Annotated in this window: 10 protein-coding genes; 6 read left to right on the plus strand and 4 right to left on the minus strand. The window is 63.6% G+C overall.

Features of this window, described 5'->3' with window-relative positions:
* Nucleotides 1-6 precede the first annotated feature (6 nt).
* Together AB0L97_RS34850 and AB0L97_RS34855 are read right to left on the minus strand one after the other, a co-directional pair.
* On the minus strand, nt 7-876 hold the full coding sequence (locus AB0L97_RS34850) for a ParB N-terminal domain-containing protein (RefSeq protein WP_364438275.1): 870 nt from the start codon (nt 874-876) through the stop codon (nt 7-9).
* Nucleotides 876-1,586, minus strand: a complete 711-nt coding sequence (locus AB0L97_RS34855) for a ParA family protein (RefSeq protein WP_355081092.1) — start codon at nt 1,584-1,586, stop codon at nt 876-878. The genes AB0L97_RS34850 and AB0L97_RS34855 overlap by 1 nt, the downstream gene beginning before the upstream one ends.
* A 296-nt stretch (nt 1,587-1,882) precedes the next feature.
* Between AB0L97_RS34855 and AB0L97_RS34860 the strand changes: the two genes are divergently transcribed.
* Together AB0L97_RS34860 and AB0L97_RS34865 are read left to right on the plus strand one after the other, a co-directional pair.
* Nucleotides 1,883-2,395 (plus strand): hypothetical protein, encoded by a 513-nt coding sequence (locus AB0L97_RS34860; protein WP_364438279.1) that lies wholly within the window; start codon nt 1,883-1,885, stop codon nt 2,393-2,395.
* A 134-nt stretch (nt 2,396-2,529) separates the two neighbouring features.
* On the plus strand, nt 2,530-2,901 hold the full coding sequence (locus AB0L97_RS34865; protein ID WP_364438282.1) for a hypothetical protein: 372 nt from the start codon (nt 2,530-2,532) through the stop codon (nt 2,899-2,901).
* Between the two features lie 12 nt (nt 2,902-2,913).
* Here AB0L97_RS34865 and AB0L97_RS34870 read toward each other — a convergent pair whose 3' ends face one another.
* Nucleotides 2,914-3,150 carry a hypothetical protein gene (locus AB0L97_RS34870; protein WP_364438285.1) on the minus strand — a complete coding sequence of 79 codons (237 nt, stop codon included), beginning with the start codon at nt 3,148-3,150 and terminating at the stop codon, nt 2,914-2,916.
* A gap of 611 nt (nt 3,151-3,761) precedes the next feature.
* Here AB0L97_RS34870 and AB0L97_RS34875 point away from each other — a divergent pair.
* The 3 genes from AB0L97_RS34875 to AB0L97_RS34885 all read left to right on the plus strand — a co-directional run bounded on the left by AB0L97_RS34875 (nt 3,762) and on the right by AB0L97_RS34885 (nt 5,365).
* Nucleotides 3,762-4,700, plus strand: coding sequence for a replication protein RepA (locus AB0L97_RS34875; protein ID WP_195133496.1), 939 nt, complete (start codon nt 3,762-3,764; stop codon nt 4,698-4,700).
* Between the two features lie 69 nt (nt 4,701-4,769).
* Nucleotides 4,770-5,024: a hypothetical protein gene (locus AB0L97_RS34880; RefSeq protein WP_364438289.1), complete on the plus strand. Its 255-nt coding sequence runs from the start codon at nt 4,770-4,772 to the stop codon at nt 5,022-5,024.
* Entirely contained in the window at nt 5,021-5,365 is a 345-nt protein-coding gene (locus tag AB0L97_RS34885) for a hypothetical protein (RefSeq protein WP_364438292.1), read from the plus strand. The genes AB0L97_RS34880 and AB0L97_RS34885 overlap by 4 nt, the downstream gene beginning before the upstream one ends.
* An 83-nt stretch (nt 5,366-5,448) precedes the next feature.
* Here AB0L97_RS34885 and AB0L97_RS34890 read toward each other — a convergent pair whose 3' ends face one another.
* Nucleotides 5,449-6,564: a hypothetical protein gene (locus AB0L97_RS34890; protein ID WP_195133497.1), complete on the minus strand. Its 1,116-nt coding sequence runs from the start codon at nt 6,562-6,564 to the stop codon at nt 5,449-5,451.
* 305 nt (nt 6,565-6,869) lie between these two features.
* Here AB0L97_RS34890 and AB0L97_RS34895 point away from each other — a divergent pair, with 305 nt between their 5' ends.
* Nucleotides 6,870-7,541: a hypothetical protein gene (locus tag AB0L97_RS34895; RefSeq protein WP_364438296.1), complete on the plus strand. Its 672-nt coding sequence runs from the start codon at nt 6,870-6,872 to the stop codon at nt 7,539-7,541.
* Nucleotides 7,542-7,619: the final 78 nt, after the last annotated feature.

Genomic DNA, 7,619 nt, shown 5'->3' on the forward strand with positions numbered 1-7,619 from the left:
AGCGGTTCAGCGAGTTGCCTGGAGTGCCGATACGAGCTGGGTGAGTTGCCCCGCGTCAAGGTAGTCGCGTAGCGCCTCGGCCAGGATCGCCGGTTCTGGCTCAAACCGGCTCAGCGCCTTGACGATGCGCGGCGCGCTCGCCGGCCGAAGTTTGGGCCCTGGCTTCGGGGCTTCAACCCCCTCTTGTTTCTTCCCGGCGTTTTCCTGCTCGGCATGCCACCGGGCGACCTGTTCCTCCCAGGGGACCTGGGCCAGGCCCCGTGCAACACGTACCGCAAGTTCACCGGCGCGCAGCGCCTCCTGCAGTTCGGGAGCGAGTTTCAGTAGCGAACGCCGCTGCGACACCCATCCCTCGGTGCGGTTGAGCCGTTTGGCAGCCTCGCTGGCGCGGCCGCCGCATTCAGCGACAAGCCGCTCGACGGCTTCGGCTTCCTCGATGACATCGAAGTCGCGGCGGCCGATATTCTCGTCGATCGCTGCGGTGAGTAGTGAAACGCGGTCGCTGGCAACCTCGTTCTTGACGACGATATCCAGCTCGACGCGCCCGTACTTACGCGCGGCTTCCAGGCGCCGACACCCGTTGATGACTACCCACAACGCGTCCTCGATCGCGTCCAGGTCTTCTGGCCACAGCTTCAAGTACGCCTCGCGCGACACGACAAGCGCCGACTGCAGCTGCCGATCCTTGATCGACGCCAGATCTGACAGGTCACCGATGTCGCGGCGTGGGTTGCGCGGGTTGGCGACCAGGTGGGATAGCGGCGCCGTTGTCGGTGTCCTGGGCTGTAGTGCCGCAGTTTTCCCGTCGACGGGAGATTTGTCGCCGATCGACTCGGTCAGCTCGGCGAGGCTGCGCCGGGTGGTTCCGCGGGCCATCAGACAGCCACCCTCAGTTCGAGCGCCAGCTTGAAGAAATCTTCCCGCGCCCGCAACGCTGTCCCGTTGGGTGGATATTCGGTGACCAGCCGACCGTCGGCCGCGGCGCGGGTGTGCAGCTTGTAGTGGCGAACCACCGTTTTGGCACGGTTCCAGCCGTTGCGGCGGATGAATTCGATGGTCTGATCACGATCAGCTTCGCCATCGCGCGGGTCCCAGTTGTTCAGCACCACCGTGTATTTCAGGCCACGAGGCTGAACGATCTTCTGAATGGTGCGGGCTGTTGGATCGAACGACAACGGCTCCGGCTCGATCGGCACGATCACATGATCTGCGGCTTCGAGCACTGCTCGAAGCGCGTCCGCGGCCGGTCCTTCACCGAGAGGGTCGCTGCTGCTGTCCGCGCCGGTGGTGTCCAACCAGCCAGGGGTGTCAACGAACACATGCTCGATGCCGGGCAACTCGCGCAGCTTGCGCAGCCCTTCGATGTCGTCGTGGGCCTGGACCATGTGGAACGGCAAGTTGTCGAGCCGCGAGGCCCACCACACCGCTGACCCCTGCGGGTCGATCGACACCGCCGCGACGGTTGCTGACGCCTCTGGATCATTCGCGTCGCTGATGACATCCGCGGTCACGGCCGCCAGATTCACCGCGAGGGTGGACTTCCCCACGCCACCCTTCTGATTGAGCAGCACATATACAAACGCCATTCAAACTCTCCCGTGTGCTTCGCCTTCCGGCTACTTCGGAACTGGCTCGCAGCATACGGCCCTCGCGAACTCCCAGCGCGGCGAACAACACCGACGCGCCGAAGAAGTGGTCTCGACGACACCCTCCCGGATCCTCTTTACCGCGGTAAAGACCGCCGCCGCTCGCACTGAATCGGCCAGGCGAGTTGCACCAGTTCGCCTTTGAGGCAACCGGTTTCGCCTCGGTTGCCCTGCACTGTTGCTTACCCTGAATGGATCGAGGCCGGCGTCGGCCAAGGGTGCAAGGGGGTTCAGAAATGGTCGGCAATAGCAAGGCGATTCGCCGGATGCTCACTGTCATGCTGGCGGTCGGGGCCTTGACATTGACCGCCTCGTGCGGAACAGACTCGCCGAAGGAACAACCCGAGCGCGAGCGTAAGGCGGCGACAGTGCCGGTGTTCAAGCTGCACATGACCAGTGATCTGTGGACTCGCACCAATCACGACAAGAGCTACGGCAGTGGGCGGAAGATCGACAAGCCGAAGGATCTGGCAGAAGAGCCGAACGGCATGGTGACTGTCGAGTTGACCGGCCCGCAGATGGTCGATTACCTCCAGATCCTCGACTACAACGCGCACACTGGCGGGGTCGCACCGGAGAGGGCGCTTGCAACAGCTGTCTACGACGCAGTGACGCCGGTGGTGGACAGGATCGAGACTCCCCCAGCGCCCGGCGCCCCCGCACCAGAGATCACCATCACCGCCGCAGTCGGATCCGGCACCCCACCCCCGAGCGCCACGACAGCGCCAGCGGCGCCATCGGGAAGATGAATGGGATGGGCTCAGGGATTCGTGGCTCGTCAGTGGGCGTTCGCGCGTGGCCTGGCAGCCGGCGCGGGTTTGGTCGTCCTCGCTGTGGTCTTCATACCTGTATCCCGCCGCGAGGATGCTTCTACTGTGGGCTGATGGCAACCGCAATCATCGAGATGGACGACGTCTTGTTCGCGCGGATACAGCAGGAAGCCGGGGAGAACTTCTCGGAATGGGTCTCCAAGGCGTGCCGGTCTCGGTTGCTGGCCGACGCGGCCCGGGACGCAGTGATCTGGGAGCGCGAACACCCCGTGGAGGCCGCCCGGGAGCGCGCCGAGGAAGCAGCCCGATCCTTGGAATCCGAAGCCGAACACGAGATTCAGTACCAAGCCGAGGAAGCGGCCCGACGCCGCGGCGGTGACCATGCCGAGCCGACTGCTGAGGAAATCGCCGAGGCCGAGCGGCGAGTGCGTGCTCTCTTCGAGCGGGCCGACCGCCGACTTCGTGAACGTGAAGAAGGCGACTGAGACTGGGGCAAGTTAGACGCGCGCGGCCATGCTGTCGAGGAGCGCAAGCATGGCATGGATCTGCGCCTGCCCCTGGATTGCGTGAACTTTCGCCCAGGCGAGCAGTACGGCTCGCCGATGCCTGCGCGTGAGGGCATCTGACCACTCGTCCTGCTCGGTAAAGCTGTCCATCACATCGAGCGCCGCCCACATTGCTTCGTCGGCCTTCGCGGCGAACCCTTCGGCGCGGTCTGCGTGTGCTCCCGTCATGAGGCGAAACCGTACGGAACCACGCGCCGCAGCGCCTAGATCGCCGTGACGCAAGATCCGTGTCGGCGGCGCGGAAACCCGAGACACGCCGGGACGGGAAAGGCACGGGAAAGCGCGAGCTGGATGTGGGCTGAACTGCTGCGTGACCGGAAGTTGCCCTGGTCAAGGCGAGAATTCCTGTGATGTGGGCTGGGATCCATTCACAGCCACGGCCAGCCTACTAGAGGTAGTTCTTAACAGGAAAGAACTAAAGGGGGACGTGATTTTGTGCGTGTCACCTGCGCAGATACAGGGGCGTGGTCGGCAAGGTATGCGAGTGGGTCGGCAAGGTATGCGAGCGATCCTGGGAAAACACGGCCGATCCGGTCGGCAACGTATGCGTGGATAACTTGCTGGCAGCGGCGGCGGATCCCCAGATTGGGGACTGGTCGGCAAGGTATGCGAGGACAACTCCGCTTCGGGGCCGGTCGGCAAGGTATGCGTGGATAACCGTCTCGGGTCGGCAAGGTATGCGAGCCAGGGCGCGTTTCCTGGTGCTGTGGGCCGCCCGGTCGGCAAGGTATGCGAGTGGTGCCGCCACAACGGCGCAGTGCTCTGGCAGGCTGGCCCTCATGCCCCGGCAGAAACGCAGCGACCTGGACTTCTTCAACGCCGCGGTCGAGCTGTGGGATGCCGAGCCCGAAATCGGTTATCTGGCCAGGCTGTTCACCCAAACTTCCCTGCCGTATAAGGAACCTAAGAACAATCCGGCGGCGTGGCGACGGGTCAATGGCAACACCCAGCTCATCGTGCGGCCCGGGGTCATTTTCGGCCCGGACGGCGAGGCAGTCTCGCTCGGATACCCGTTTGGCAGCATCCCGCGGCTGGTCCTGACGTGGATGAGCACCGAAGCGGTCCGCACGAAAAGCCGGGACCTGGTGCTCGGTGCGAGCCTGACCGAGTTCATGCGCAAAGTCGGGTTGATCAAGGATCATGAGCTACCCACCGGCGGCAAGAATGGCAACGGCACACGCGCCAAGCAGCAGATGGAACGCCTTTTCCGATCCACCGTCTCTGTGGAGTACATCGGCGACGAGAACCGGCAGCTGGGCGCCCAGATGTCTGTGGCGTCGGGATATGACCTGTGGTGGAAACCGGGCTCCGAAGATGACCAGCCGTCGCTGATGGAGTCCATGGTGCGGTTGTCGCCGGAATTCTTCGAGCAAGTCGTCGAACGCCCGGTGCCCGTAGACATGCAGGCGCTGATGCTGCTGCGCGAATCACCGATGCGGCTCGATATCTACACCTGGCTGACCTACCGCATGTCGCGGCTGAAGAAGCAGACCACCGTGCCGTGGGCCTCGCTCAAAGGCCAGTTCGGATCCGAGCTCGCCGACACCAAGCAGGGCAACTACCAGTTCAAACGCGATTTCAAGAAGCGGCTCGCCGAGGTGACAACGGTGTACAAGGAGGCGAACGTGGATGTCACCGACTCAGGCCTGGTGCTGCGCCCCAGCCTCACTCACGTACGCAAGAGTCCCGGCTTCCTGGCCTTGGAACGCGGCAAATAGCTACTCAGCGACCGGGGCAGATCGGTAAGCGGTCTGAAACGCCTCATCGACCTTGTTATGATTCATAATATGAAGCGTAATACGTCGCTGAGTGTGGATTCTGCTGTGCTGGAGCAGGCCAAGCTGGCAGCCGACGCTGACGGGGTCACCTTGTCCGCATTCGCTGAGTCGGCGCTGCTGGACAAGGTGATGCGCAACTCGGCCCGTATCGCCGCCGGCTACGAGCACAGCCAGGGACGTGCCACCGCCGAATACTTCGCTCAGGTCGAGGCCGAGCGCGCGGCGATGGACGACGTTATCCGCGGCAGCGGTGCCGCCTGGTGACCGCAGCCCCTCCCGCCCACGGCGAACTGTGGCGCTACCTGCCGAATATCGCTGGCCGCGAGAAACCCTCATCCCTCAGCGGTGACCGCGTGCTCGTGGTCCAGCGGACCAGTATCAACTCGATCCTGCCGACCGTGCTGGCGATCCCGATCGAGCAGGCACCGCGCATGCCCGGCCTCGCGGTGGAGCTGTCGGACGATGACCCGCTGCCTGGCCTGTCCGCCGTCGTCTACCGCATCCATCCGCTGTACACACCTTGGCTCACCGAACGCATCGGTGTCGTGACCGAGGTGACCATGCGTCAAGTCGTCGGCACCCTGGTCAAGCTGATCACCGATTGAAATACCACAGCCAGATCTGCATGGCTGGGCGTGCGCCGCCGCTCTGCTTCGGTCTCTTTACCGCGGTAAAGACCAGCCGAGCGCTAGCCCATCGCCTTGACCAAGAGCGTCGTGGTCGGGTCGACATCCTCAGCCCAAGCAAGGGTCGGCAAGTCCGCGCCCTCCAATCCCGTGAGCTCGAGGGCGGCTTGCCCGGACAGATGGGCCGAGTTGATTGACTGGCCGTTGGCGATCGCGGCATAGAACTGGGCCGCATAGTTGATCGCGTCACCGTCACTGATCTCGTCGGCCATGCCGATCGCGAACGGCGCAACCTCGGCCACCAGATCCTCGATCTGGGCAGCGGACTTGCACGAGTTCAACAGCACCAGCAGCGGCGGCGTGTCGGTGGCCTTCACCGCCCGGGCGAACGCACGAGCAGTCACAGCTATACCGATATGACGCGCGTCCTCGTCAGCCTCGAACTCGATGAAGTCCTCGTTGCTATGACCAGAGAAATGGACCACATGAGGGCGGAACTTGGTGATTCCGTCGAGCAGATCAGCCGTTGTCGCCGCAGTGCGCACGTCGAACTCGATCTGATCGCGACCGAGCGCGGATTCGACAGCGGAGCGGATCCGCTGCTGCTCACGCCCCACTCGCAAATCCCCCTTGGATGCGGCGCCGAGCAGCAGCACACGAAGCTTCTCGGGCTTGGGCGCGGGCAGCTGCCGAAGCACATGCTCGACAGCTGTCTCCGTTTGGGCAATCCGAGATTCGAACGCGGCCTGCTGGCGAGCAGCCTGCTGCTCGTCGCGCTTGCGCTTACGCTCGGCAGCGTCAGCCTCGGACTTACGTTTACGTTCGGCCGCAGCGGCATCAGACTGACGTTTGCGTTCGGCCGCGGCAGTCTCAGATGCTTCGGCCTTGCTCAGGTTGAGCGCCAGCGCCTGCTCTTCCTTGGCATACGTGCTGGCCCGACGCTGCCAACTATTAGCCTGCTTCCCAGCATCTTCGGCGCTTTTGTCCTTCCGCGCGGCCTCGCTGAGCTTGCTCTTGGCCGTCGACGCACTCGACGTCTTCGACGCGGCGAGACGCAGCGCCGCAGCATCGGAGCGGAAGTTCGACTCCTTCGTCCGGTACTCCCCGGCCTTCTTCTCGGCCTCGAGGCGCTGCTTCCGCTTGTTATTGAGCTGATTCCGATACTGACTCGAACTCAACGGGTTTCTCCTCAGTCCAGTAGTTCGTGCCCGGCGACTACCGAGCCCTCCGACGCTACGCCGAGGCCCCGACATGCCTGAGGCGTCGATGGAGCACGCATCGAATCACCTCGATCGGACACCGGCTCACGGAAAAACATGTCCACGACGAGAAGGTGCTACCCGGGTGTCATTCGCACACAACCGAGGTCGGAAAACTCGACACACCTGCAGGAATCAGCGATGGGCCCGAACTCGGGTGCCATCCTCGACGCGGCGAAGGTATTCGGTGATTCAGGCGTTCGGGAGGGTGAACAGTGTCCACCGTGGTGAAGGTCAAGAACGGTGTGGAGCCGACCGATCAAGAGGCTGAGCGCTGGCTCGCTGCGACTGAGTTGGCCAGCGATCAGCGGGCAGCCATATTGCTGACGCGCGCGATGTTTCCGGCACGGTACGGGTTCGCGAAACGAGAACCTTTGATCCCGCCGGCCGAGGACAGTGATTGCGCTGCCAAGGTGCTGTGGCTGCTGAAAGTTGGGCAGACGCCCACGCCTGCTGCTGTTCTGACAGCGGATCCTATTGAGGGGTCGGCGCCCACCAAGTCCGCGAAGAAGCTGGCCAAAACGCACGAATGGTTCGCCAGGCAACAGCGTGCGAAGAAGGCCATCTCCACGACCAAGGACGTGACAGCTCTCAGCAAGCTACTGGCCGAAGCGGTGGCAGCATATTGGCGCGAGCACGGCACCGGCCCGCACTGGAGCGAAGCTGCGGCCGCCCCCGAGGTTGCGCAGTGGTGGACCGAGGCGACCGGCATGGCGTACCTCGGCAAGGACTTTCAACCAGCTATCTTCCTGAAGGCCCGGAAATTGGGGTGGATCGGGTTCAACACCCAGGAACGCTCCCTGTGCACCGGCCGGCGGTTCCACCGACGTAACCTCGGCGACGAAATCTCGAAGGCTCCGCACGAGGACATCGGATACTTTGATGGCGCTAAGTGAAAGTGGCCAGTCTCGCTAGCTGAAGTGGGCCAGCTGGCATCCCGTTTCCGGCGTGTTGTCGCGTCGGTTGTTGTGGCC

Source organism: Nocardia sp. NPDC051911, from assembly GCF_040681035.1.
Classification (GTDB): domain Bacteria; phylum Actinomycetota; class Actinomycetes; order Mycobacteriales; family Mycobacteriaceae; genus Nocardia; species Nocardia sichangensis.

Coding starts and splice junctions, on each gene's coding strand:
- AB0L97_RS34850 (WP_364438275.1), bottom strand. CDS start 876: ATGGCCCGCGGAACCACCCGGCGCAGCCTCGCCGAGCTGACCGAGTCG.
- AB0L97_RS34855 (WP_355081092.1), bottom strand. CDS start 1,586: ATGGCGTTTGTATATGTGCTGCTCAATCAGAAGGGTGGCGTGGGGAAG.
- AB0L97_RS34860 (WP_364438279.1), top strand. CDS start 1,883: ATGGTCGGCAATAGCAAGGCGATTCGCCGGATGCTCACTGTCATGCTG.
- AB0L97_RS34865 (WP_364438282.1), top strand. CDS start 2,530: ATGGCAACCGCAATCATCGAGATGGACGACGTCTTGTTCGCGCGGATA.
- AB0L97_RS34870 (WP_364438285.1), bottom strand. CDS start 3,150: ATGACGGGAGCACACGCAGACCGCGCCGAAGGGTTCGCCGCGAAGGCC.
- AB0L97_RS34875 (WP_195133496.1), top strand. CDS start 3,762: ATGCCCCGGCAGAAACGCAGCGACCTGGACTTCTTCAACGCCGCGGTC.
- AB0L97_RS34880 (WP_364438289.1), top strand. CDS start 4,770: ATGAAGCGTAATACGTCGCTGAGTGTGGATTCTGCTGTGCTGGAGCAG.